Source organism: Frigoribacterium sp. AC759 (assembly GCF_979256015.1).
In genome coordinates, this window is the sequence record NZ_CEEDMT010000129.1 from 1 (window position 1) to 254 (window position 254).

Annotated in this window: 1 pseudogene; it reads right to left on the reverse strand. The window is 74.0% G+C overall.

The annotated features are described in order from the left end of the window. A pseudogene (locus ACZ6JE_RS15360) lies at positions 1-254 on the reverse strand (homoserine kinase); the annotation flags it as partial.

A 254-nucleotide genomic window follows, 5' to 3' on the forward strand; every position in this document is an offset into this window, starting at 1 on the left:
GCGTCGGTCTCGGGCATGGCGCTCGCCCGGTAGGTCTGGTGGAGGCGGTCTTCGGTGGCGGCGTGCAGGAGCTCCGGGCTCTGCACGAGGGCTGCGACGAGCAGGGCCGCCCGGGAGACGTTGAAGGTGGCGTCCTCGTGGGGCACCGAGGCGGGCTGCAGACTGCGCGCGAGCTTCGTCGCGAGCGGCGTCTCGGGCACGAACACGACCGGCGCGACGCCTCGATGCACCCGGAGTCGCGTGTGAGCGGGCCC